Origin of the sequence: Chryseobacterium sp. MEBOG06 (assembly GCF_021869765.1) — a bacterium.
In the GTDB taxonomy this organism is placed as follows: Bacteria; Bacteroidota; Bacteroidia; order Flavobacteriales; family Weeksellaceae; genus Chryseobacterium.
Genome location: NZ_CP084580.1, coordinates 894,840 through 920,302, shown reverse-complemented (window position 1 = coordinate 920,302; position 25,463 = coordinate 894,840). Strand labels below are relative to the sequence as shown.

Annotated in this window: 20 protein-coding genes; 2 read left to right on the top strand and 18 right to left on the bottom strand. The window is 35.7% G+C overall.

Features of this window, described 5'->3' with window-relative positions; translation table 11 throughout:
• Window positions 1-35: 35 nt before the first annotated feature.
• From LF887_RS04215 to LF887_RS04140, 16 genes are all read right to left on the bottom strand, one after another.
• Window positions 36-677 carry a hypothetical protein gene (locus tag LF887_RS04215; RefSeq protein WP_236857561.1) on the bottom strand — a complete coding sequence of 214 codons (642 nt, stop codon included), beginning with the start codon at window positions 675-677 and terminating at the stop codon, window positions 36-38.
• Window positions 678-907: 230 nt separating this feature from the next.
• Complete coding sequence (locus LF887_RS04210; RefSeq protein WP_236857560.1) at window positions 908-1,378, bottom strand: hypothetical protein; 471 nt, start codon at window positions 1,376-1,378, stop codon at window positions 908-910.
• Between the two features lie 2 nt (window positions 1,379-1,380).
• Window positions 1,381-2,481 (bottom strand): RHS repeat protein, encoded by a 1,101-nt coding sequence (locus LF887_RS04205; protein ID WP_236857559.1) that lies wholly within the window; start codon window positions 2,479-2,481, stop codon window positions 1,381-1,383.
• Window positions 2,482-2,824: 343 nt separating this feature from the next.
• Window positions 2,825-3,217, bottom strand: coding sequence for a hypothetical protein (locus tag LF887_RS04200; RefSeq protein WP_236857558.1), 393 nt, complete (start codon window positions 3,215-3,217; stop codon window positions 2,825-2,827).
• Window positions 3,218-3,792: 575 nt separating this feature from the next.
• Entirely contained in the window at window positions 3,793-4,179 is a 387-nt protein-coding gene (locus tag LF887_RS04195) for a hypothetical protein (protein ID WP_236857557.1), read from the bottom strand.
• Window positions 4,180-4,204: 25 nt separating this feature from the next.
• Entirely contained in the window at window positions 4,205-5,146 is a 942-nt protein-coding gene (locus LF887_RS04190) for an RHS repeat-associated core domain-containing protein (protein WP_236857556.1), read from the bottom strand.
• A 170-nt stretch (window positions 5,147-5,316) separates the two neighbouring features.
• Window positions 5,317-5,985, bottom strand: coding sequence for a hypothetical protein (locus LF887_RS04185; protein ID WP_236857555.1), 669 nt, complete (start codon window positions 5,983-5,985; stop codon window positions 5,317-5,319).
• A gap of 8 nt (window positions 5,986-5,993) precedes the next feature.
• Window positions 5,994-7,019, bottom strand: coding sequence for an RHS repeat-associated core domain-containing protein (locus LF887_RS04180; RefSeq protein ID WP_262912532.1), 1,026 nt, complete (start codon window positions 7,017-7,019; stop codon window positions 5,994-5,996).
• 281 nt (window positions 7,020-7,300) lie between these two features.
• Complete coding sequence (locus LF887_RS04175) at window positions 7,301-7,633, bottom strand: hypothetical protein (RefSeq protein ID WP_236857554.1); 333 nt, start codon at window positions 7,631-7,633, stop codon at window positions 7,301-7,303.
• 147 nt (window positions 7,634-7,780) lie between these two features.
• Entirely contained in the window at window positions 7,781-11,263 is a 3,483-nt protein-coding gene (locus LF887_RS04170; protein WP_236857553.1) for a DUF6443 domain-containing protein, read from the bottom strand.
• 69 nt (window positions 11,264-11,332) lie between these two features.
• A complete protein-coding gene (locus LF887_RS04165) occupies window positions 11,333-14,146 on the bottom strand; it encodes a hypothetical protein (protein WP_236857552.1) in 2,814 nt (937 codons plus the stop codon).
• Window positions 14,147-14,157: 11 nt separating this feature from the next.
• Window positions 14,158-15,777: a T9SS type A sorting domain-containing protein gene (locus LF887_RS04160; protein ID WP_236857551.1), complete on the bottom strand. Its 1,620-nt coding sequence runs from the start codon at window positions 15,775-15,777 to the stop codon at window positions 14,158-14,160.
• Between the two features lie 465 nt (window positions 15,778-16,242).
• Window positions 16,243-17,700: a TolC family protein gene (locus tag LF887_RS04155; RefSeq protein WP_236857550.1), complete on the bottom strand. Its 1,458-nt coding sequence runs from the start codon at window positions 17,698-17,700 to the stop codon at window positions 16,243-16,245.
• Entirely contained in the window at window positions 17,672-20,863 is a 3,192-nt protein-coding gene (locus tag LF887_RS04150; protein WP_236857549.1) for an efflux RND transporter permease subunit, read from the bottom strand. Before LF887_RS04150 ends, LF887_RS04155 begins: the two co-directional genes overlap by 29 nt.
• 19 nt (window positions 20,864-20,882) lie before the next feature.
• Entirely contained in the window at window positions 20,883-21,965 is a 1,083-nt protein-coding gene (locus LF887_RS04145) for an efflux RND transporter periplasmic adaptor subunit (RefSeq protein ID WP_410681133.1), read from the bottom strand.
• Between the two features lie 153 nt (window positions 21,966-22,118).
• Window positions 22,119-22,505 carry a hypothetical protein gene (locus LF887_RS04140; RefSeq protein WP_236857547.1) on the bottom strand — a complete coding sequence of 129 codons (387 nt, stop codon included), beginning with the start codon at window positions 22,503-22,505 and terminating at the stop codon, window positions 22,119-22,121.
• Between the two features lie 653 nt (window positions 22,506-23,158).
• Between LF887_RS04140 and LF887_RS04135 the strand changes: the two genes are divergently transcribed.
• Both LF887_RS04135 and LF887_RS04130 read left to right on the top strand, forming a co-directional pair.
• The gene (locus LF887_RS04135) at window positions 23,159-23,551 is read left to right on the top strand and encodes a hypothetical protein (RefSeq protein WP_236857546.1); all 393 of its coding nucleotides are present in this window, start codon (window positions 23,159-23,161) and stop codon (window positions 23,549-23,551) included.
• Window positions 23,552-23,587: 36 nt separating this feature from the next.
• On the top strand, window positions 23,588-24,025 hold the full coding sequence (locus tag LF887_RS04130) for an META domain-containing protein (RefSeq protein WP_236857545.1): 438 nt from the start codon (window positions 23,588-23,590) through the stop codon (window positions 24,023-24,025).
• Between the two features lie 73 nt (window positions 24,026-24,098).
• On the opposite strand, the gene LF887_RS04125 is transcribed toward LF887_RS04130, so the two are convergent.
• Together LF887_RS04125 and LF887_RS04120 are read right to left on the bottom strand one after the other, a co-directional pair.
• Complete coding sequence (locus LF887_RS04125) at window positions 24,099-24,356, bottom strand: SemiSWEET transporter (RefSeq protein WP_236857544.1); 258 nt, start codon at window positions 24,354-24,356, stop codon at window positions 24,099-24,101.
• A gap of 48 nt (window positions 24,357-24,404) precedes the next feature.
• Entirely contained in the window at window positions 24,405-25,439 is a 1,035-nt protein-coding gene (locus LF887_RS04120) for an NAD(P)/FAD-dependent oxidoreductase (protein WP_236857543.1), read from the bottom strand.
• Window positions 25,440-25,463 lie beyond the last annotated feature (24 nt).

Below are 25,463 nucleotides of genomic sequence, written 5' to 3'. Positions count from 1 at the left end.
AACAGAAATCAACATATCTGAAACATGATCAATGTCTATAGTAAATCATTTATACTAGTCGCTTTTTTCTTTACACTGTACGGATCATGCAATAGTTCATAAACTATACCGTGACTATCAACAGCTAAATAATTGCCTTCCCCCAAGCTTTTAATAGTATAAAAAGTTCCTTCAGGAATTTCTATTTTAAATGTATCCTCTATATCTAACTCAACCAACTTATTCTTATTAACATCTTTAATTATTTCTAAAAGAACTTCTTTATCGTTCTCATTTTTAAAATGTTTTTCTTTTAGAGTAGAAGTATCATATTGATTTAAAGTATAATTATTCAAATTTATATCTTTAATAAAAAAACCAATAAACATTCCCTCAAGAAACGAAATATTAATTTTTTCTTTTTCTTTACTTTTTTTATTGTATATAAAAATATTTTGTAATTGAAAATACCCTAAATTAGGTTTGCTATATACTTTCTCTAATTTTGCATTTAATTGAACACTATACCAATCTTTAAAGTTCAAGTCGTTTGGTTTAAAGCTTATTAAAAAATATTTATTCAATTGATTAAGAATATAATGATAACGAGTAGGTAAAAGCTTAACGAGCTCTCTAAAGAAATTTATTTCTTCATCTGTAAACTCTTTTATTTTTTGTTTTTTAAATATTCTAAACATAATTATTTCCAATTTAGATTATACATTTCTTTCACCCATTTTGGTGCAAATCTAGCCCGATATGAGTCTGCTATAGCGTGCTCTAAACTACTAACAGAGTAAATTAAAGCGATTATTTAAAAGCCAATCATAGAAAAACATCATGCTTTTTACAATACAAAACCACCGCTCAATAGCAGTGGTTTTATTATTGCTATTCACCACGCAATGCAATCGGCAGCGGGGCAATATTACCGCAATTCTTCAAGAACTTTTCTCAAATCAGATTTTAATAAGTCCATTTTCGTATCCAGTTTTTTCTTCTTAACAACTTCCAAAAGTACTTCCATTTTTTGTAAAATAGATTGTTTTAGAAAATTGTAGCGTTCCTGCTCTGTTTTACTAAAAAAATTCTCATCATCAATAATAATCGGAATACCTATAGACTTTTCTTTTTTTCTATATGATTCAATTTCTTTCAGATTGTTTAATTCATATTCAATTGGATTTACATAGAATTGAAATAAAGCTAGTTCTAGATCATTACCATAATTTTCTTTTTTAAGTTCCTTCAAGCTATCACAAATTCCCTGATCTCCCCAGATATAGATGCGAAATAAATCACCTTGATTTTTTGCGATTTTTTTTTGTTCATCTGTTGCATCATACATCACCGAAGGATAGGAAACAAAACAGCCAAATATATTTGTATCATTACTCATAATTAATGCATATTTAAATTTAATGGTCCACGTAGAATTTGATTTTGCTGAAACTCCCATTGGTAAGCTGCAGCTCTATTAGGAAATAATATTTTTTCCATCATAACTTTATTAGACATAAAAGTCTTGGTATATCTTGTTTCTGGAATAAGCTTTGATGTAATCCCATTCTTTAAAAATGTTCCATCAGCTGAATAGAGTTTATATCCCCAAGTTGGTCTTAGACTTTTTAATGAGTTCCCATGTACTACAGCTTGTTCTGCCGTTTCACTAAAAGTAGCTACTATCTTAGGAGCGATGTTTGCATAAGCCTTGTTTACTACACCAGATAAATATCTTCCAGCTCCGGCTGCTCTCCAACCAGCGGCCAATATTTCTCCGCCAGCAAGGGACGCTGGTAACTCCAAAAACATGAAATTTTCAGCAGCAGATACAGATCTTCCTACTTTTGTGTTTTCTATGGCATCATATAGTAAAGATCTGCTTTGACTTAAGTTCCAACTCATTCTGGCATTGTTCATACCATTCTCCATCATAAAGCTGTTGTATGATCCCTCAAAGAAACCTCCACCTTTTCTTCCTGTGACAAAAACTTCCGGAACATAATTGGTTGCTTCACCAATTCCTCCTTCCTCAAAGTTAACATTTAAACTTTTATAGCTACCATTATACCCCAAAAGAGTACCATCACTATCCATAAAGCCAAAACCTGTATTAGACCAAGTTCCACCCAAACCGAATGCTGTATCAATAAGTCCAGCAGCAAACATACTATTTGCACCTCCACCATCTCCGGGATTTATACCAAAAAAAGAATTATAATATTGTCTACCCGTGGTAAATCCGGGAGTTCTTCCTGAAGTATCAATACTCCCATCCTGGTTAAACCATCTTCCGTCTACATCATACTGCGAAACAGGATTATTAGCTACATAAGCATATGGACTTGTAGAAATGTAACTTTCTGACAATTGATCTATCCCGTTCCATCTTCCCAGATCTGGCATATATTGTCTCCAGCCGTAATCAAACATCCCGGTTTCCTGAAGCTCTTTTCCGTTGTATTTGTAAGAGTAGAGACCTCCAAAGTTGGAAGAGTTCAAACCGTTTCCGCCCGTATGGTTTAAGCAAAAAGGATAGTAATTGTTGGTGTCAATAATTTCAGGAGCACCTACGCTGTTTTTGGCAAAGCTTACCCTGGTATTTCCAAGGTGATCTCTGTATTGGTAAATATAGCGGTTTTATATGCAACTTTACCCCTTTCTGAACATACCTTCCAAGCATATTTTTATGAGTCTAAAAAGCAAAAATCAGAATAGGAAAATTCCTACCCTGATTTAACTATATTTGATTTATTAAAATAGTAAACCTTTTTCAGAACTAGAACTAGTCAATCTGAAAACGAACGAGACGCTCGTACTAGCGGGGACTTTGCTCAGTGTTTTTTTATTCTATAATCTTTTTATAACAATTCTCCCCATCATGGTAGCCAAAGCAAAGTACAATATTCTTATCTTTTTTCTCAAAAAAAGTAGTATAGGTCATATCAGTATCATTCACATCTTCTGGAAAGGTAATTAAATCTTTATCTAAATTTAAATAAAAATCAGAAAACTTTATTGAAGAACCCTCTAATTTATATTTCGAATTGTAATTCAACACTTTCTTCCCTTTTATATTGTAAATTACCCTGTTATAACCCCCATCCTTGCTAATCGTTAGAGTGTCATATGTATTCTTGTATGATATGGGTGAATATTTTCCATATATATCTTCATTACTAATATTTTGGCAAGAAAATAAAAAAGGTAATAAAATTAAACTTATACTTTTTTTCATATTCATTAAATTTAAGTTGTTCGATTTAAAATCTAGGTCTTGTTAATATAGATGGTGGTGTTACAGCTTGTTCAAAAACGTTCTTTAAGGTTGGGTTAATTACTTTTTTTTTGAATTTCGGAGTTTCTTTCAGTCCATATATAAGTCTGATATGTATTTCCAAAACTATTTACCTTTCCATCGGTTCTTTCAAAATTATTTACTGGTAATCTATAAAACAATGACTCCTGTGACTTAGAATCAGTCATTAAAAAAGTGTTTCATCTCCTAATTTATACCAAGATACATTTGATCTTCCCCACATCTGCTCATACCAATCAAAATTTGCTGTGATGGGGTTAGCTTGAAGATAATCCATTTTAACAACCCCAAGCTGGTGCGAGCATCTTGCTCGTACCAACAATAACAATCTTAAAATTACACCTATTTTCTATATTTTAAAACATAGATTCGTACTTAAGCTTTAAATAAAAGTAATCAACCCCTTACTATTTGTAAAGGGTTGATGCTATTTTATCAGATACGAGCGTGACGCTCGCCACCAGCAGGAGCACTCAATTGAGTGCCAATTTTTGTTATTTTACCTTTTTATAACAATTTTCTCCATAATGGCCAAAGCAGAGAAAAATGTTTTTATCTTTTTTTTTGAAAGAAGTTATATAAGTTGTATTAGTGTCTTCTACATCCTCTGGAAAAGCAATTAAATCTTTGTCTAAATTTAGATAAAATTTTGAAAGTGTTATAGATTGATTATCTATTTTATATTTTGAATCGTAATCCAATAACTTTTTCCCTTCCCTATTATAAATAACCCTATTGTACACTCCATCTCTGTAAATTGTCAGGGTATCATATGTATTTTTATATGATAAAGGCGAATATTTTCCATACATATCTTCACTACTAATATTTTGACATGAAAATAGAAGTGGTAATAAAATTAAACTTATACTTTTTTTCATATTTATCAAATTTAAAATGTTCGATTTAAAATCTAGGTCTTGTTAATATAGATGGTGGTGTTACAGCTTGTTTAAAAACGTTCTTTAAGGTTGGGTTAACTACTTTTTTTTGAACTTCGGAATTGCTTTCAGTCCACATATAAGTCTGATATGTATTTCCAAAGCTATTTACTTTTCCTTCGGTTCTTTCAAAATTATTTACTGGTAATCTATAAAATAATGACTCCTGAGATTTTGAATCTAACATTAAAAAAAGTGTTTCGCCTCCTAATTTGTACCAAGATACAGTGGATCTTCCCCACATCTGCTCATATCCATCAAAATTTGCTCTTAGAGGATTAGCCTGAAGATATGTCATCTCTATAAACCCTTTTGGATCTTCTGAGTTTAATGATGCTTGTCTTGCTAAAGAAGAATACGGAGATGATGCTTTGTCTAGAGAAGCAAAAGGTCCATCATTAGAATCATTAAAATCACTAAATAGACTGCGAGTAGGCCCACTTCCTCCAAAATATTCACTTGTTATAGTTCCCCATCCAACATCTTTTCCTCTATGAATATAACCTCTAATAATAGATTCTCCTCCTTTAATAATATTTGAAGCCCCACTTTGTCGACTAATCACTTTAGTATCTCCATTTCTTTGATGATAAAAATCTATCTTATTTCCACCTAAATTACTAATCATCTTGCCATCCTTATCATACTCATTATCCAACCCCGTAAAAATATTCTCTCCTGATGTTCCAGTTCCTGTTGACATCGTTGCTACATACATTTTAAAAGCAAATTGTGCTGCTTCTCCAGAAGCGAACATTGCATCATTTCCATCCGGATCAATGACCATAACAGGGTTATTGATCGCATAGCTGTAAGGACTCAAAGAGCTGTATTTCTCAGACATCGCATCCATTACTCCCCATCTTCCCAGGTCAGGCATCATCATCCTTGCACCGTAATCATACATTCCTATTTCGTGAAGCTCTTTGCCATTGTATTTATAATAGCGGGGCTTTGTTACTATTACTTAACACACGATTCAATCGGCAGCCGAGGGATATTGAAAACCAATACTCTAATTTTCATCCCCCTTTGTTAGGGTATAAAATTTTTGTTCTAAAAAAGGTAGCAACTCCACTATTTCAATGTATCTAATACATAAATTTCATTCTCACCAACATTTCCATTTTTCATTTGAAACAATTCCCAAAAATTTCCACGAATAATTATTTTTTTAGATTCAATATCTTTTGGATATGGAAACTCACAACTAAAAATATTTTCAATTTGTAGACACTTACATTGCAAATGTTTTAGTTCAGTTCCATTGGAATAAATATGATAATTCAGCTTTCCTTCAGGTTCTAAACTTTTAGAGCTATTTGGAATATAAAAATTATATTTAATCAAATTTTTATTCCTATCAAACCAATAGAATTTACTATTTGTACTATCTATTTTTCCATTTTTGAACAAAATGTATTGATTAACAAACTCTTTATTATCAACAAATTTATATTCTAATTTAGCATTTATCTCTTTCGATTGTTTATTAGTAGCTATCCACCAACCTACTCTAATATTTTCATGATCTACAAATCCTGTAATTTCATAGTTATTGAATGTTCCCGTTATCTTATATAGAGAATCATTAATTTTATTTTTTTCAATATTTTTTAAGTTTTTTAATTCACTTGAAATTGAAAAATATTCTGAAGAATTGAGATTATCAAAATTTCTAACTTCTTGTTTTTTGCACGATATTATTAAAAAAAATAATAAATACAATAAAACTATTTTACCCATATTTTAAATTATTTTGAAGATTTTACTGAATCAATAGTTTTGCGAAGTCTTCTAGCAGTTTGCTGGAAAGACTCACCTTTTTTAGGAATTGTTTTGTACATTGTATCAATTGGCACTATGGAGTTCTGTTTAAATGTGTAATCTCTTAGATAAACTGTATCATTTATGTTAGGAAATGGATTTCCAATGCCCTGTATGTCAAGACCAAATTGAAAAGCACCATCTTGAAGATTAAGTTTTGTTGCTCTACCGTACCCACCTAAAATATACTCAAACATATTATTAAAATCAATTTTATCCTGTGGTTTTAATTTATTAAGTGTTTCTTTATCAGGATCATTTGATCCTGCGGAAAAACTGTAAAATGTTACATTGGTCCAGGTTCTCCACGTTCCTCCTAACCACATTGGTAATGCATCTACAATTGCATTCATAGAAGCTAGATCATCCGCACCGAGCTTGGTTATACTACCTCCTTCATTTAGTCGTGCATAAGCCGAGATACTTCCTCCATCTACACTTACATTTGAGAATATTGTTCCATTTTTAGCAAAACCATCAATACCTGCCATTCGCATTGCCTTTTCTAAAGTAGTAATATTAGCATCATATCTCCACTTTCCATCAAGTCCTCTGATCCAATCATCTGTTCCAAAACCAGAAAAATTAAACCCAGTAAAAATATTCCCTCCTGATGTTTCAGTTCCTGTTGACATCGTTGCTACATAATTTTTAAAAGCCTGTTGCGCTTCGGATAATGGTTGAATATCATTTCCATCCGGATCAATGACCATAACAGGGTTATTGATCGCATAGTTATAAGGACTCCAGGAACTGTATTTCTCAGACATCGCATCCATTGCTCCCCATCTTCCCAGGTCAGGCATCATCATCCTTGCTCCGTAATCATACATTCCCGTCTCTTGTAATTCCTTTCCGTTGTATTTGTAACTATAGAAACTACCAAAGTTAGAAGTACCAAACGACCCTGAGATATGGTTTAAACCAAAAGGATAGTAATTGTTGGTGTCAATAATTTCAGGAGCGCCTGCGCTGTTTTTAGCAAAGATTACTCTTACTGAACTGCCTTCGCAGTCTTCGTAAAAGTTTCTCTTTTACTTATCTTTCAAGAAGATTTTTGTATTAGTGCAATATAATAGTTTTCATAAATCAAGAGAATAAAACGATTGATAGTTTAGCTTGCAATGGTTTTATTATTTGTTAAAATCAAAACAGATATAACTGTCTAATTTTAGTACCAAGGAATTTTCTGGTACTAAAATAAACAGACTTCTTGTTATTATTAACGATTGCCTTAATTATTATAAAAAATAATACCCAAAATTACTTTATAGTCATCACTACTAAATATTGAACAGCTTCTTTTAGTTCCATCAATATATGATAATCGTATATTTTTTAGGCCTGAATATCTCATTTCTTCTACAACTTCTTCTAGCCCTTCAAAATGATTACCTTTATATATACTAAAATCTAATCTATCATTATAAATTTCAAATAAATGCTGCCTCGATTGAACAAACGAATCAAAAATATTTTCTTTAGATATTAATTTATTAATATAATCTTTAATTAGTTCCTTATTATCTTTAATATTATAAATCTCATTTACTATTAAATCATTCATAATCTATTCTTTATTTTAAGTATGGTGTCCAAGTTCCATGGTTCCAAGGTTTGATTGTTTGGGCTCCAAATACAGGTCCAAAAACTTGTACTTCATTTTCGCCATGTGCATCAAAAAAGGATAATCTTGATATAGGAAAAGTTTGTTTTAAAATTCTGCCGCCAGGACCTCTTCTAGATGCAGAATAATTTGCCATTTCAATACTTGTTGACCAAGAAGTAAACATGCTATTATTATCACCCCTATTATGTTGAGCTGCTGTAGCAGGTCCCCCCAAGGTATTGCGATTCCCATATATGCATTTATCAAATCGGGATGTTTTCCATGAACTCCTCTATATAGAGTAATTGTTTTTTCTGGAGCTGATTCATCAGCAGTTGTTGTAACAGGAATATCAGTAACTCCAGTAATAGGCTTTGAATTCGCAGAAAAACCACTGTCACCATTGAGCATTAAAGGTAAACTCCACATACCTGCTCTTAAAATACCTGCTATCTCTACACTAAGTTCTAACACTTCTCCGACTTCTATAACGCCTGTGCCTGCTCTAGATATTGCTGCTCCAGGTAGATAAGTCTTGATTCCCGTTCCATTACTACTTCCAAACAAATTACCAAAGAAGTTTCCTATACTTCCCCAGAAGCCTGGTTTTGGATTTTCTTTAGGATTATTATCCAATCCAGTAAATATATTCCCTCCTGATGTTCCAGTTCCTGTTGACATCGTTGCTACATACATTTTAAAAGCAAATTGTGCTGCTTCTCCCGAAGCGAACATTGCATCATTTCCATCCGGATCAATGACCATAACAGGGTTATTGATCGCATAGTTATAAGGACTCAAAGAGCTGTATTTCTCAGACATGGCATCCATTGCTCCCCATCTTCCCAGGTCAGGCATCATCATCCTTGCACCATAGTCATACATTCCCGTCTCTTGTAATTCCTTTCCGTTGTATTTGTAACTGTAGAAACTACCAAAGTTAGAAGTACCAAACGACCCTGAGATATGGTTTAAACCAAAAGGATAGTAATTGTTGGTATCGGTAATTTCAGGAGCGCCTGCGCTGTTTTTGGCAAAGGTGACTCTGGTATTTCCAAGGTGGTCTCTGTACTGGTAAATATAGCGGTTTTCGGTGAAACTGTAAAAACCTTCTGCGGTGGCTACAAAATCAAGTTTCCATTCCGGAATAACACCGGGATCCAGAATACCTCTATAAGCTTCTGCTTCGTAAGCATTTTCGGTTCTGCAGGTAATACAGTTTCCTCCGCCTTCAAAGTAGCTGTACTGAAAACCGTCCAGATAGTCTGTGATGCGGGTTGAGGTTGATCCTCTTGGTGAGGAAGAAGAAAACGTTTTACGAAGCTTGGTTCCGTCAGCACGGTAAAGGTAATTGATAGTACTATAGGTTGGCTTTCCAAAGCTATTCTGGTGGATCACATACTGATCAGAAAGATTCAGGTAGTTATATTGTACAGATTGAATGCTTTTGTCCAGCATATTTGTCATATTTCCGTTCACATCATAGGAAATAGGATTGTTTCCGCCTTCATATCCGGTGTCGTTCAGTGCATTTTCAATCACTTTTGTCAAACGGTTTCCGGTATATTCGTACACAAGGTCATCTACCTGAACAGATGTGGCTCCTCCGGTTGCAGGAAAAGCATTCCTCTTCAGGGTTTTAATATTTCCGTTCAGGTCATAGGTAAGATGCTCATTGTAATTATTGTTAAACGGAACAGAGGCATTGGGTTCAGAATATACGGCATCCTGAAGCCTGCCGAGTGCGTCATAAGTATAATTGTATCGTTTCAGGACATCTTCTGAGGCATTCTTCCAGTCGATCTCTGTGATCATTCCGGCGAATTTTCCGGGGGCTACATTGGCATTCACAGGATTGATATATCTCATCTCATATCCGAACATTTTTCCGTTCAGGCTTGAAGGGTCATTAATTTTAGTCAGCCAGCCTTTGATATTATAAGTATAGTCAATACTTTGCAGTGGCTGGGCAATATTGGTTCCGCCCAGTTTTTTATTTTTAAGCTGGGAAAGCTCATTGTACTCATTCTGCACCAGGATTTCTTCCGGATTGTTATCTACCTGATGCTTATGAACCAACAGCCTGTTTTGGGCATCGTAAGTGAACCTCTGGGTGATTACTTTTTCAGGATCTGTTGACAATCTTTTATGATAAGCCTTGCTTTGTTGGGTAACGCCTGCAAAGTCTATATCTGATTCTGTTCTGGTAGATCCGCCAAGATGATTTTGGGCATAAGACCCTATGGTCCTTCCTTTTTCGTCATAATAGGTGAAGGTTTTGGTCCAGGCATTGTCTTCTACATTTCTTATATAAGAAGCCAGTGGAAGGCTTTTTGTATTTTTAGAGGCCCCATTTTGCCCAGGCTGTTTCAGTACTGTTTTCCCCATAATAGTGGCCGGAATTTCTGCTCCCTGAGGAAGAGGCGGATAGGTGTCGTAATAATTGACACTTAAAATGGTCATACTTCCGGTAGGAAAAGCATTTTTGGTATAGTAAATATTTTCACCGTTTTGTACAATAGGAGTAGTATCCCGTTTTTCGTTATTCCCTGCATTGGATGACATATTGCTGAGGGCAGTCTGCATAGCGGTTCTGGTAGAGCTATTGGCAAAAAATCCTGTATAGACCACTCTTCCAAAAGCGTCATATTTGGAGAACATCCAGCCTTTGGCCACAAAGTTATTGTTGAGGCTTCCCAGCACGGCATCCTGAGACAGCACCAATCTGTTCTGATTATCATACACAAAATATTCCCATCCTTTTCCCGGCAGCTTTTTCTCTGCCAGGCGGTTTTTGCTGTCATACACATACTGGTAGCAAAGGTTATCTATGGCTGCCGGATCCATAGCTCCTGCTGCGGCCAATGGAGGAATGACGTAGGCAAGCTGTTTATACTCATTGTATACGTAATAGGTATCGGCATTTTTTCCGGCATTGATTACTTTTCTGGAAAGGACAGTCTGACCGGAAGCATCTTTAAATTCTACGATTTTATTGCCGTCTTCATCGGTCACCGTATTTTTTACAAGCTGGCCGGCTGCATATTCTGCCGGAGTATACTGTAATTCGTTTTTATAAATTTTTTCCACCTGATTCCAATGGGTAACCACCTGATAGTTTTTGACGTGGTCTGCAGGAATATTTAGATCATACCCAAAATCGGTAGATTTATTATTCCAGTCTTTTCCGATTGATTTTTGTTGCAAAATCCTTTGTAACGGAGAGTTTTCAATAACCTTTTCGGTATAAATTTTTTCATCCCCATAAACCAAAGGATATACTCCAAGAGGTCCTGAGTAATAACTCCCTCCTCCTGTCGAAAGTTGGGGAACAGGCAGGTATTCTTTAATCTGTCTTCCATATTCATCATATTCGATATGGGTAACGACATCCCTTTTTAATGGGGAAGCCTGAACATTTACAACCTGTTTGGGTCTTCCCAAAAGGTCAAAATACTGTACGGTGTATGTTTTTTTGGTACAGTCTTCATTCAGACAGTCTGTAGTGGATATATAGTTTTCAGATGCTGTCTGGGCCTCGGATAAGGTTACCGACAGAAAACTGAATAATAGCAATAGTTTTTTCATCTTAATTTAGAGATTAGAAATTAAAAATTCGAGAGACCTGATTTTCTACAGGCTGCTCATGGCTTACCATTAATGACCGTAGTTATACTGGTATTTCTTTAAAGGTTTTCCGCTTTCATCTTCTACTTTGTCCAGTCTTCCGGCGGTATCGTATTGATAAACAGCACGCACTCCGGTAGGAGGCGTCATAGTTTTCATCCTTGTTAAAGAATCATACACATAAGTTGTAATCTGAAAATCCACCAGATTGGCATTGGTTCTAAAGGCATCCAAAGCATTCTGAAGATCCGATTCCGAAATCACTGCGGCATCTGACTTGGCTATGATATCAGACAGATATGGTAGGATCTGCTCATAGGAAGCTCCTTCCACTTTCGCAATAGGCTGGGTCTTTTTGTAGCCCCAAACAATAGAAACAGGAATTCCGTTTTTAGGAGTATACTGCTCCGGATTTCCTTTGCTGTCATATCGGTTGAAGACCACTTCGGAAGCTAAAGTATTCTGAGAGTCATAAGAAACGGCTGAAGACGGATATTTGTTTCCGGCATTGTCGTACTTAGTTTCTGCTCTTGAGACTAATTTTCCGGGATCGGAACCATTTTTCTTAATCACAGAAGTTGTTTCTAAAGGAAAGCCTACCATATTGGCGTCTTTTAATTTCTGATTGTTCTTCTCCTGTGCATATTGATAGGTGGTCTCCTGAATGCTGCCATCGAAAGAAGTGGCTCTTTCAAGATTGGGCTTATTGTTGTGGGTATTTCTGAAGACCTCATTCTTGGTTTCTACCATTCCGGAATCAAAATAACTTCTTGAGGTTACTTTATTATTCTTAATCCAGGCGGTCTTTAAATAAAAATTAGTAGATAAGTAACTTGGGGAAACCAAATACTTAGGACTGTCAAATTCTTCAATGGTATAATCAAAAAGTTCTTCAGATAACTTTTGGTTTGCAGCGTTATAAACTTCCTTTTTATCAATAAGTCCACTACGGGTAATATTATAATTGGGCCAAAAATTATTATTACCTTGATAAGGATATGCATCCGGAGCTTTGTAATAATACTTCGTATGCCCCGTATTATTCCCCTGAGATACTTTTACATTTTTATAAATAAAGGTTGGGTTGGCCATTTCTAAATTTCCTGATACATCTATAGCTCCGCCTTCAACCAGATATCCACTTGAATTTCCAGGCTGATCAAAAAAACTGTAATCGTATTCTTCAATTTTTGCAGGGAGTGCATTAAAAATATTATCAGACGAAGTATTAAAATATTTAATATTTTTAATTCTGGGTAATCCGGATCTTGGAATCCATTGAATTTGTGAGGTGGGCTCTCCCACAATTCGAGACAAGCTGATTTCAGCAGGAGGATCTAGCTTTAAGTTACTGCAAGATAAATCATTACAATATAAATCAAGATAATACTCACCGGGTTCAAATATACGGCTTTGAATATATTCAAAGCTTGCACCAGGATCTATTGGAGCACTAATGCTATGTGAAATGACATATGAATTTCCATTTTTTTTCCAGAACTGAGCGGCCCATAAATAAGATGCCAAGTTACCAATACCAACTGCATTGATTTCTATTTTTTGGGTTTCTGTAAGTGTAAAGGCATACTTTCTGAGTCCATTGGATTTGGCAAATGTTATATCCGCTAAAGGAATTCTTGGAGCCGGAATTTTTATTTCCTTTTCACTAAACGTATGAGGAATCATATCAAAATCATATTGAATAATTCCTCCTGTAGGTAATTTTACAGTACTTATCAGAATATTTTCATCTCCATTTTCATTATCTCCATTTTCATAGCTGCTTACTTTATAAGTAAAACCATACTTTTCAATTGTATTTCCATTTTGATCAATCAGGCTAAAAGAGGTTAATGTTCTGTAATTCACCATATAATTCTGGACAGAAATGTATGAATAATTAAATAGGTATTTTTTTATAAAAGCATTATTGGCTGTTTTAAAAACTATATTATTAATCGAAAATATATCATGATTTTTATTCTCATTTTCATGTTTGTCATAATTAATTTCAACATTTCCATATCCTTTTGTATCTATATTTGTCAATTTATTAGTTTTGATATCCATTGTTGGAACATTAGAACCAAGTACATATTTGATATCTTTTAAGTAAGTGTATTTTACCAGTTCCTGACCGTTTTCATCAAGAATAGAAGAAAGATAAAATGTACTTCTGTACTTTTTTTCTACATGTCTTGGAACATCTCTAGGATCATTATGATAAAGCCATACTACCATTTTACTGATATCATAATCATTAAAAACATATTTTATTCCCGACTCACTTGTTACAGTAAACGAATCTATAATTAAAGTAGCCTGATTATTGGACCGACTATATTCAACCTTAGAGGTATATGGAGTGAGCTTTGTGAGGCTAAAAGTATTATTTATAGTGTCTCTTATGATCCTAAACTTTCCAGACTCACCCGGAATATTAAAATTATATATATCATCAAATTCATTTTTATAGTAAAAACTATAGCTATTATCATCAAATGCTTCATCAAAATCGTCCAGTATTTCCCTTGAAATAACTCCAGTTCCTAAAAATGACCAGCCTTTTCCAACTTCACTTACTGCGTTTCTATTAGAAGTATTGGCCGCATGATAATTTAACCCTAAACTGATATTAACTGATTTATTTCCTGTTTCAAGATTGACTAATGGATAAGAAATATCCGGAATTCCAGTCTGTACAGATACTGGAATAGTACTATAGGTTGATAACCCTGCAACAGATGGTGCGGGCCTCGTGATATCAGTATTCTGACTTTGCTGCTGGCTATGATAAGAAGTAAACCCTAAAATGCATATCAGCAATAAAAATATTTTCTTCATGATTCTTCGTTTTATTTTTTAATCAGCTTTGCATTCGCCGTTTTATTATTGTCCGTCTTTATCGTCACCAGATAAGCCCCTTGAACCAGAGCCTGCGTATTAATCTTAGTTACTTTATTCTTTGTTTTCAAGCTCTGAAGCTGCCTTCCGCTCATATCATACAGCATAATATCAGCCTCTTTAAAATCAAAACCGATTTCTATATAAGCATAATCGGATACCGGATTCGGATAGATCTTGATATCAAATTTCTCCATTAGCTGATCAACCTGTTTATCTCCCAGTTTTACAATTTTCCAGTTTTCTTTTCCCAGTTCTGTGGCACTGGTACCTGCCAGAATAATAGAGCCGTCTCTGTTCAGTTTCAGATCTGAAAGTCTCTCTTCTTTCTGTCTGGATTCTCCGGTTACATATTTTCTCCACTGTTCATTTCCATTTTGGTCTAAATATAGTATCCAAAAAGTCTCGTCATTTTCTTCTATTCTTCCTTCAGACTGAGTATATCCCCCTATAAGCAATCCTTTAGTTAGGTCCTGGTTCCTGGCTCTTGAATCTTGACTCTGAATGACACTCATTCCCATTAAGAGATCACGGTTCCCAAAATTGTAAGATTTCTGTGACTGTTCTTCTCCTCTCTCGTTTAAGAAAATCAACCATAAATCCGTACCCTCTTCAATGCCTACCGTTTTATTGCCGGATATTTCTGATCTGGATTCACCTCCGATAATGTATCCTGTGGAAGTTAAAGCAAGCGTTCTGATGTGATCATCACCTTTGCCACCAAAGTTTTTTTCCCACTCAATTTTTCCGTTTTTATCTATTTTAAGGACGGTATAATCTCCTTCACCGAAATTGTCGCTTTGTTTTTGTACAATAGTCAGGTGTCGGGTGTCGGATGTATTTTGGGCATCTTTTATGGGAGATGTCTTACCTTGTACCGCTGAACTTCTGGAATAAATTCCGAGTAAGGCTCCGCCGTCTTTCGTTGGGATCATTTTTTCAACTTCATCAAGTCCTTTTCCGCCCCAGATTAACTGGGACAGTTCTTTTCCGTCTTTGTCCAGCCTGATGATCAGGACATCTTTAGAACCGTAGCCTTTGGAAGAATTCTGAACATTTCCGGCGACTACGAATCCTAAATCTGTGGTTTGAATAACCGCTCTGGCTTCTTCGTCAGCGGCAGTACCTAATGTTTTCTGCCAAATCTCGTCTCCAAATTCATTAATTCTGATTAACCAAATGTCTGAATTTCCTTTAGAATCTTCTTTTTTGTCCAGACCTTTTCCTGAATGCGAAGTCCCTGTGACAACGAATCCTCCTTCCTGCGTAGCAACTGTTGCAGACAGATAATCATGATTGGTTCCGGAGAAATATTTCTCCCACACCTCTTCTCCATTCTGATTTAATTTGACTAATCTAAAATCGTAACCGTTATTGTGTTTGCTGCCTGAAGCCTGAAGCTTATTGCTTTGAATAGAACTTCCGCTGATCAGATACTGACCATCAATGGTAGTAGTCACCTGGCTCAAAAAATCCTGCGTTGAGGATTTTATATTTTTTTGCCATAAAATTTCCTGGGCTGATCCCAGAATGGTACATAAGGTAAATGCACCGAGGTAGATTTTTTTCATATGTATTTGATTTTTTTCAAATATAGTAGTAAACATTTCAAATAACAGGGATATAATGTGCATTTATATATACAATATTGTACACATTGTATATATTTCTATCGATTCCGGAAACTCCGGAAAATTGTTCAGTGTCAAAAAATTGTAATGATAAGATCGATCTAAGTATAAGACCGCAGTATATCCTGCACAGATATTCTAAAAAGTATTTTCATTCCCATGTTATTTTCAAGTTGGTATTAGTTTATTATTTTTGCAAATTTAACTATTTTTAACATATATTAAAATAGGTAAACAAAGTTTATTATACCCTATCAATCTATTATTATGTACATTTTTGTAATATTCTGAAGCAAATGTAGGCCAGTAAAGCGACAGAACGTGACGTAATAAAAAACAAAAAAGGCTAACCCCCGGAGGAATTAGCCCAAAACATTAACTGTTTATTGACTGAATTATGATATTTTATTTCCAGCCGCCACCTAAACTTTTGTAGATATCGACTATTGTGCTTAATTGTTTCTGTTTTGCTTCTATCAGTTCCATTTTAGCATCCAAAGCATCTCTCTGATTCAAAAGAACTTCAAGATAATCTGCTCTGGAGTTTCGGAACAACTGGTTAGCTATGTCAATTGATTGATCCAGAGCCTTTGTTTCCTGGGATTTCAATTGATAATACTGATCAATGTTTTTAACCTTCGACATCAGATTGGCTACATCCAGATAAGCATTTAATATTGTTTTATCATATTCATACAGTGCCTGGATCTGTTTTGCATCTGCAGTTTGAAAGTTTGCTTTTATAGCACTCTTATTGATAAGCGGTCCTGCTAACTCTCCTGCAAGATTATAGGCTATAGATTCAGGCATTTTTACCAGATATGATGGCTTAAAGGCTTCTAGTCCTAGGGTTGCAGAAATTTCCAGAGACGGGTAAAACTCTTTTCGTGCAGCTTCTACATCCAGCTTTGAGGATTTCAGCTCCAGCTCCGCCTGTTTGATATCAGGACGGTTAGCTAATAATTGTGAAGGAATACCAGTATATACCGTCTGCGGAATGGTAGACATAAAGTTTTCCTTTGTTCTCACAATAGATTGCGGATATCTTCCCAATAAAGCATTGATCTCATTTTCCTTTTCAGTGATTTGCTGACGGATTGTGTATTCTGATGCTTTAGATTTGGCCAGCTCTGCTTCAAATTTCTTCACCGCCAGTTCCGTTGCCGCTGCCGCTTCTTTCTGAATTTTAGAAATCTCCAATGCTTTCTGCTGAAGTTTAATATACTGCTGTATAATATCCAGCTGATTATCCAGGGCTAATAATTCATAATAATTATCAGCTACTTCTTCAATCAGGTTAGACAGTACAAAGTTTTTTCCCTCTACGGTAGAAAGGTAATGAGCTACAGCAGACTCTTTTTCAGTTCTGAGTTTCTTCCAGATATCAATTTCCCAGCTTGCATTTAAACCTGCCTCAAAATTCCCCAGGGGATCAGGCATTGATTTTCCGGGTTCTATTTCTGTAGTGGCATCACCAGCACCTTCACTGGTATATCGGCCTGCTTTTTTCAGCCCTGCTCCTATTCCTGCAGAAACTGTTGGAGTCAGTCTTCCTTTCTTTGCTAAAACTCCGCTTTTGGCAATTTCAATCTCCTGAAGGGTGATCAAAAGTTCCTGATTATTCTTTAAAGCTGTTTCAATCAGGCTTACCAGATTGGGATCAGTAAAAAACTGTCTCCAGGGAGTTGTCCCGCTGTTATTGTTAGCATCCTGCTGCTCTTCCTGGTTAAAGTTCTGAGGTATATTTTCTTTTACCTCGTCTTTTATGACGGTCGCCATTGGAGCCTTACAGCTTGCCAAAACAAGCGATAAGGCAACAGCTGTGATTATATTTTTAGTCTTCGAATTTTCCATCATGTTCATAAGGTTCAGTTTGTTCTGTTAAAGGATTTTCTTCTTCATATCTCGCGAGTTTGGATTTTTCAGCAATGGTTCCGAAGATGTAGTATAATCCCGGAATAATCATCAGTCCGAAGATTGTTCCTATGAGCATTCCTCCTGCTGCTGCTGTTCCAATAGTTCTGTTCCCTACAGCTCCCGGTCCGGTAGCTATTACCAAAGGAATCAACCCGGCAATAAATGCAAAAGAGGTCATTAAGATTGGTCGGAAACGGATAGCAGCCCCTTCAATGGCAGCCTGCATCACCGGAATACCTTCTTCTGCTTTTTTCTGTACGGCAAATTCTACGATCAATACTGCATTTTTACCTAAAAGTCCAATAAGCATTACCATCGCCACCTGTGCATAGATATTGTTTTCCAGTCCTAAAAGTTTTAAACATAAGAAGGCCCCAAAAATCCCCACCGGAAGTGATAAGATCACCGGAAGCGGAAGAATGAAACTTTCATACTGTGCAGAAAGAATAAGGTACACGAATCCTAAACACACAAGGAAAATAAATACCGCTTCATTTCCACGGCTCACTTCATCTTTTGAAATACCTGCCCAGTCAATACCAAAACCTCTTGGAAGTGTTTTATCTGCAACTTCCTGAATGGCTTTAATCGCCTGTCCGCTGCTGTATCCCGGTGCCGGGGTTCCACTTACCTGTGCTGAGTTGTACATATTATGTCTGGTCATCTCAGATAATCCATATACCTTTTCCAGCCTCATAAAATCAGAGTATGGAACCATCTGATCTTTGTCATTTTTAACATAGAGCTTAAGCAGGTCGCTTGGCAATGCGCGGTATTGCGGGCCAGCCTGAACAATTACTTTATAAGGTCTGTCAAAACGGATAAAACTGGTCTCATAGTTAGAACCAATCAGCGTTGACAGGTTATCCATCGCTTTTTCAATGGATACGCCCTTCTGTTCAGCAAGGTCATTGTCTATTCTAAGCATATATTGTGGAAAACTCGCAGAATAGAATGTAAATGCTGATCCCAGCTCAGGACGTTTTTTAAGTTCCTTTACAAAATCATTACTTACCTGCTCCATTTTATGATAATCTCCACTTCCTGCCTTATCCAGCAAACGAAGTTCAAAACCTCCGGCAGCCCCATATCCCGGTACTGAAGGGGGTTGGAAAAATTCAATATTGGCACCCGGAATATTCTTAGCTTTTTCCTCCAGTTTTTCAATAATTTCTGCTGCAGATTCTTTACGTTCATCCCAGCTTTTAAGATTGATCAGACAGGTTCCGGAGTTTGATCCTGTCCCTTCAGTCAGGATTTCATATCCTGCCAGTGAGGAAACAGACTGTACTCCGTCAATTCCTTCAGATTCTTTCAAAAGTTCTTTCGCAATCTGGTTGGTTCTCTCCAGTGTTGATCCCGGAGGAGTCTGGATAATTGCATAAATCATTCCCTGGTCTTCCGCAGGAATAAATCCGGAAGGAATTGAGTTAGTCAGAAAATAAGTACCTGCACAAAAGGCTAATAATAAGGGTAATGTAATTGTTTTCTTTGTTACCGTTTTATTAAGCATTTTTTCATATCGCCCTGCCCCTTTTGTAAATATATTATTGAATTTATCAAGGAAAACAGTAATCGGCGTTTTCTTTCTTGCTTTTCCATGATTGTTTTTTAAGATCAGGGCACAAAGCGCCGGCGTCAACGTAAGAGCTACCACCCCTGACAGGATAATAGACGAAGCCATTGTAATAGAGAACTGACGGTAAAATACCCCAACCGGCCCTGACATAAATGCAATAGGAATAAATACAGAGGCCATAACCAGCGTAATAGCGATAATTGCACCGCTGATCTCATGCATTGCTTCTTCTGTAGCCTTTAAAGGGGAAAGGTTTTTCTCTTCCATCTTGGCGTGAACCGCTTCAATAACGACAATTGCATCATCGACGACGACCCCGATGGCCATTACCAATGCAAATAACGAAATCATGTTCAGGGTAATACCAAATGCGGACATTACCGCAAAGGTTCCCACCAGTGACACCGGAACCGCCAGTGCTGGAATAAGCGTTGAACGCCAGTCTCCAAGGAATAAAAATACCACAATAGCTACCAATATAAAAGCCTCAAATAAGGTATGGATAACTTTTTCCATGGATGCATCCAGGAACCTGGAAACGTCATAACTGATCTCGTAATGCATTCCTTTAGGGAAATTGTTCTTTTCAAGGTCAGACATCAGAGCTTTTACATTCTTAATAACGTCGCTTGCATTAGATCCATATGACTGTTTTACTGTGATAGCCGCAGAAGGTTTACCATTCAGAGTAGAATAAATATCATACATTGAACTTCCGAACTCGATGTCTGCAACATCTTTTAATCTTACGGATTCGCCATTGGGCTTCGCCTTTAAAATAATATTTCCATAATCCTTTTCATTATTGAAACGCCCCGGATATTTTAATACATATTCAAAAGACTGCGCTCTTTTTCCTGAACTCTCTCCTGTTTTTCCCGGAGAAGCTTCCAAACTTTGTTCATTCAGCGCCTCCATCACTTCATCGGCAGAAATATTATACGCTGTAAGTCTGTCCGGTTTCAGCCACACACGCATTGCATACTCACGGGTACCCAGGATATCGGCAAAACCAACACCACTTACCCTTCTCAGTTCAGACATTACATTGATATCTGCATAGTTGAAAAGGAATTTCTGGTCAGCTTTAGGATCATCACTATACAGGTTAATATACATCAACATGTTAGGCTCTTCACGGGTAATTTTCACCCCTTCACGCACCACCAAAGGAGGAAGCTTGTTAACTACCGATGATACACGGTTCTGAACGTTTACCGCTGCTACATTGGGATCTGTTCCCAGATCAAATACAATCTGAATAGCAGCCTCCCCGTCATTTCCGGCATTGGATGACATATATTTCATCCCCGGAACACCATTCAGACCCCTTTCGAGGGGAATAATTACGGATTTAATCAACAATTCGTTATTGGCACCGGGATACTCTGCCGTAATATTTACTTTAGGCGGAGAAATGGACGGGAACTGAGTCACCGGAAGCTTTACCAATGACAGTACTCCCATAAATACGATAATCAATGAGATTACAATAGACAGAACAGGTCTGCGAATGAATTTCTTAAACATATTTCTTCACTTTAGAGTCCTACTCCGCTTTTAATTTCAATGATTGAAGAACCTTTTTAGGATCCTGGAATTTTGTTTTCAGCTTTTGATCATCTTTTACTTTCTGAACTCCTTCCAGCAGAATCTGATCTCCTTTTGAAAGCCCTGATCCTACCACATAGAGATCCGGAAGTTCATAGGCAACTTTAATATTTCTTGATCTTGCCATACCGTTCTTATCAATAACAAAAACATATTTCTGATCCTGTATTTCATACGTTGCTTTCTGTGGGATAATCAGAGCATTATGAACCGGCATCGTCATCTGTACTTTTCCAGTTTCTCCGTTTCTCAGTAGTTTATCCGGATTTGGGAATTTAGCGCGGAATGCTATATTACCTGTTTCGTTATCAAATTCTCCTTCAATAGTCTGAATTTCTCCTTTCTGCGAATACATTTCTGCATTAGCAGTAATCAGTGAAACCTGATTGCTGCCTCTGTCTGCAGCATGGGTCTGATAACTTAAATACTCTGGTTCAGAAACGTTGAAATACGTATAAATACTTGTATTGTCAGACAATGAAGTCAGTAAATCACCTTCGTCCACCAAGCTTCCCAGTTTCAAAGGAATTCTGTTGATAATACCGGAAAAAGGAGCTTTAATGTCAGTAAATGAAAGGTGGATCTGAGCCAGTTTCATTTCTGCATTTGCAGCATCAAGCTTGGCTTTAGCCATTGCTCTTTCATTTTTAGATACGATATTGTTACCAGCCAGAGTACTTGCATTTTTAAGCTCAATAGACGCCTGTTCTACCTCTGCTTTTGCTTTTAACAATTCTGCCTGATAAAGCTTAGGCATAATACGGAACAGCGTTTGTCCTGCCTGCACATATTGTCCTTCATCCACAAAGATCTTCTCCAGGAACCCTTTTTCCTGAGCTCTCACTTCAATGTTCTTTACAGACTGGATCTGAGCAACATATTCTTTATTAATGACAGTATCCATCACTACAGGAGATGTCACAGGATATACCGTAACTTCTTCCTTTTCTTCTTTCTTCTTATTACAACCAACGGCCAATAACAGGGCACTCAGTGCAATTCCCGAAGCAACTCTTTTTATCATAATTCTAGAGCTTATATAATTCGTTAATGTTTTGAATAGAAATAAATGGTAATAAAAGATGGTACGATGTGATGATTACCGGCATACACAACGAAAGATATCTCCCTGAGATAAAATCATCAGGCAGAAAATGAATTGGAAAGTGAAATTTTAAATTCTGATAGAACGGATAAGAATAAATCTTTTGGCAGCAAAGCCAAAAACAAAACCGTGAATATCCGGTTTTAGACGCTTATAACTTTTAAGGCCAAAAATGTAGATCAGACTGAAAACACTTGCAAAAGCAATAATTGCAGGCATAATATCCGATAGTTGGAAATCATTTTCGGTAAGTTCCAAAGTAGAACTGTCTACATTATCCCCCATCTGCTGAACAGAAAGCTTCTCAAAAGTCTGATTGAGGCGGTTGGCTTTTTTGGGCATATGATGAGAAGCATGACCTGTATAATCATTCCGAAGAGTTCTAACATCAATTCTACTTTCTACTACGAATAGCAGAAAAAGACCGGTTAAAAAGTATACTATAAAGTTTCTCATTTTGAAGTCGCAAATGTACACCCAGATTTTGATATTATCATACTGGATTAACAAAATTTAACTCTTCTTTAAAATACTTAAATTCCTATCCCTCACAAATATCCATCTTTCCCTTTATTAAAGGGCTATTTTGGCTATTATAGTGTTACATTAAAATAAACTTAAAATTCATAAAACCTTATTAATTTAAAACGAAAAAGCAGGAATAGATAACAGAGATGTTGCTTTTTTTAACATTCCATACCATCATTTTTTAAAAATTTTACTTGAAAATAATTCTTTATAAGGAAAAAAAATAAATGTAAGAAAAACTAAGTTTTATCATGATTCTTAATTATTTACATCTTCATATCAGCATTGTCTTATTTTTAAATTACTTTTGCAAAAAATTTACACACCAATGACAAATGAAAAAAAAATATTGATTTAATTGAAAACAAGACAGTTAAAATATCTTTATTGAATTTCTAAATCTACAGTTCGTAACCTCCTGTTTCTCCGAAAAATGTTTTTAAGATAGCCGTGCCACAGGCAGACTAATTAAAAAATACTATTATTTTATGTAAAATTAACATATATTGATTAAAAATATTCGTATTTTTATATAGTATTAACACCACAATTCATGAAACACTTTAAAATCACTTATCACTATGAAAAAATTATTAACACCTATCCTTTGGGGATTGACCATTGTTTCCTTAGCAGCGTGTAAACATCCGGGAAAAGAAGCCGAAACCATTACCGCAGCCACTCCTGAAAATACAGATGATATTTCTAAGAATATCTATGTAGACAGCGACGGAGAAAAGATAGAAGTATCTATCAACAGTACTAAAAATACAGCCACTGTACATTTAAACGGTAAAACTTATGACCTTAAAAAAAGCATTGCTTTACCTGAGTACACGGCTTCTAATGAAGAGTACCAATACTCTGAAATTAAAGGAAATATCACGTTTTTAAAGAAAAATGTAGACATGGTCCTTTTCCATCTTAAACAGGCAAAAAAAGACGCAGGGCCAGCAAAAATGGCATCATATTAGTATAATGTATCCAAATTCATATTAAAAATAACAATTATGAAAAGCTTTTATTATTATTTATCCGCACTTGTTCTGGCCACTTTCCTTGTTGTTTCTTGTAAACCACAAACCAGTGCACAAAAAACAAATGCTGATATTACAGGAAAAACCTGGAAATTAACTGAGCTTAACGGGCAGCCTATCAAGCTGAAAAATCCTAAAAACAACCCTTATTTCAAACTGGAGATGGATGGAATGAGGTATGAAGGTCATGCAGGATGTAACGGGCTGGGTGGTACTTTTGAGATAAAACCTGAAATAATGAGAATTAAATTCAATCAGGGAATGTCTACGATGATGGCTTGTGAAGATCTTGATATTGAAAATCAGTTTACGAAAGCAATTCTGGCAGCAGATAACTATTCTGTAAATGGAAATACACTGACTTTAAACAAAGCAAGAATGGCTCCTTTAGCTAAATTTGTTCTTCAATAGTCTGCAGTCTGCAGTTAAAATACAAAGACGCCTTATTCTGTAAGGCGTCCTTTTTTTATTCTTAATTTCAGAATTACTTTTTATTGTACTTCATGTAACAGATCAGAAGACTTATATTCACCAGTACGGCAAATGAATTCGATATTATAATAGGCAGTTCATACTTCTTGAAGCCATACCACACCCATAATGACAGCCCTGAAATAAGAACCAAAAGCATGAGTAAGGAAATATCTTCCACATTTTTTTCCCGAATAACCTTTATTAGCTGAGGAATCATGGAAATAGAAGTGAGAACTCCTGCAACGATACCTAAAATATTTTCATTCATAAATTTGACATTGGTTTTCTGAAATGTTGAATGACCTACTACTCGTAATTATTTAAACCTGTCCCATGAAACTTCTTCATGCAATGGGATATCTTCTTCAATAAAACGAATAAGGTCTCTTGAAAAATAACAGCCGTTCAAAATACCACGGGCCCCCAACCCATTAAATACATATAAGTTACTGAAATTTTCATGCCTACCAATAATTGGTCTTCGGTCTTTTACTGTAGGTCGAAAACCAAAGTGTACTTCCTCAACTTCAAAATTGTAAGGATAAAATTCGGAAAGTCCTTTAACCAACTGAGCAACCGCCGATTCATCAATATGCTGGTGAAGCTGTTCTCTGTCATAAGTTCCTCCATAAAAATAAAGCCCATTTCCCGTAGGGAATAAGAAATGTTTCTTTTTAATGGTTATGTTTTCAGGAATTGGCTGTGATAGTTTAACTTTTATATGATGTCCCTTATTGGGATTTACCATAATTTCTGAAAAATACGGATTGTCTTTCACTCCCATTCCCTCACAGAAAATAATATTTTTAAAAATAAAATCTTTATAGGATGATTCGGAAGGGTTTACTTTGGTATAATCAAACTTTTCATTTATTAAATGATCATTTTTTTTTAAAAAACTGAATAAACCTGCAAAAAAACCACTTACATTCAGTCTGGCAGACTGATTCACCTTTCCCGTCAGAAAATCGTTTTTTAACCCATTTAAGCGATCGAAATTTTGATCAAGAAAATTAGTTAATTCTTCATTTGCCGATTTTTTCAGCCACAGGTTCTGTTCATTCTCATCATGAAAGATTCTGTGGATAGGTGCATTAATCAAATAATTTTCTCCGGTATAGGATTCTATTTCTTTAAGACTTGCCTTAAGAAAATCAATCTGCTCCTGCGCTTTCCAGAATGTGGTAAACTTCTTAAGAACAACAGGATTAATGATGCCTGCAGAAACCTGTGAAGCACTCTTTTTTCCTTCGGAAAAGATCACAAAGGACTTTTTATTCATAATCAGGTGATGGGCTAAAAAAAGCCCTGCATATCCATCGCCTACAATAATATAATCTACATTTCTCATAATAAAAAAAACCTGAGTAAAAGT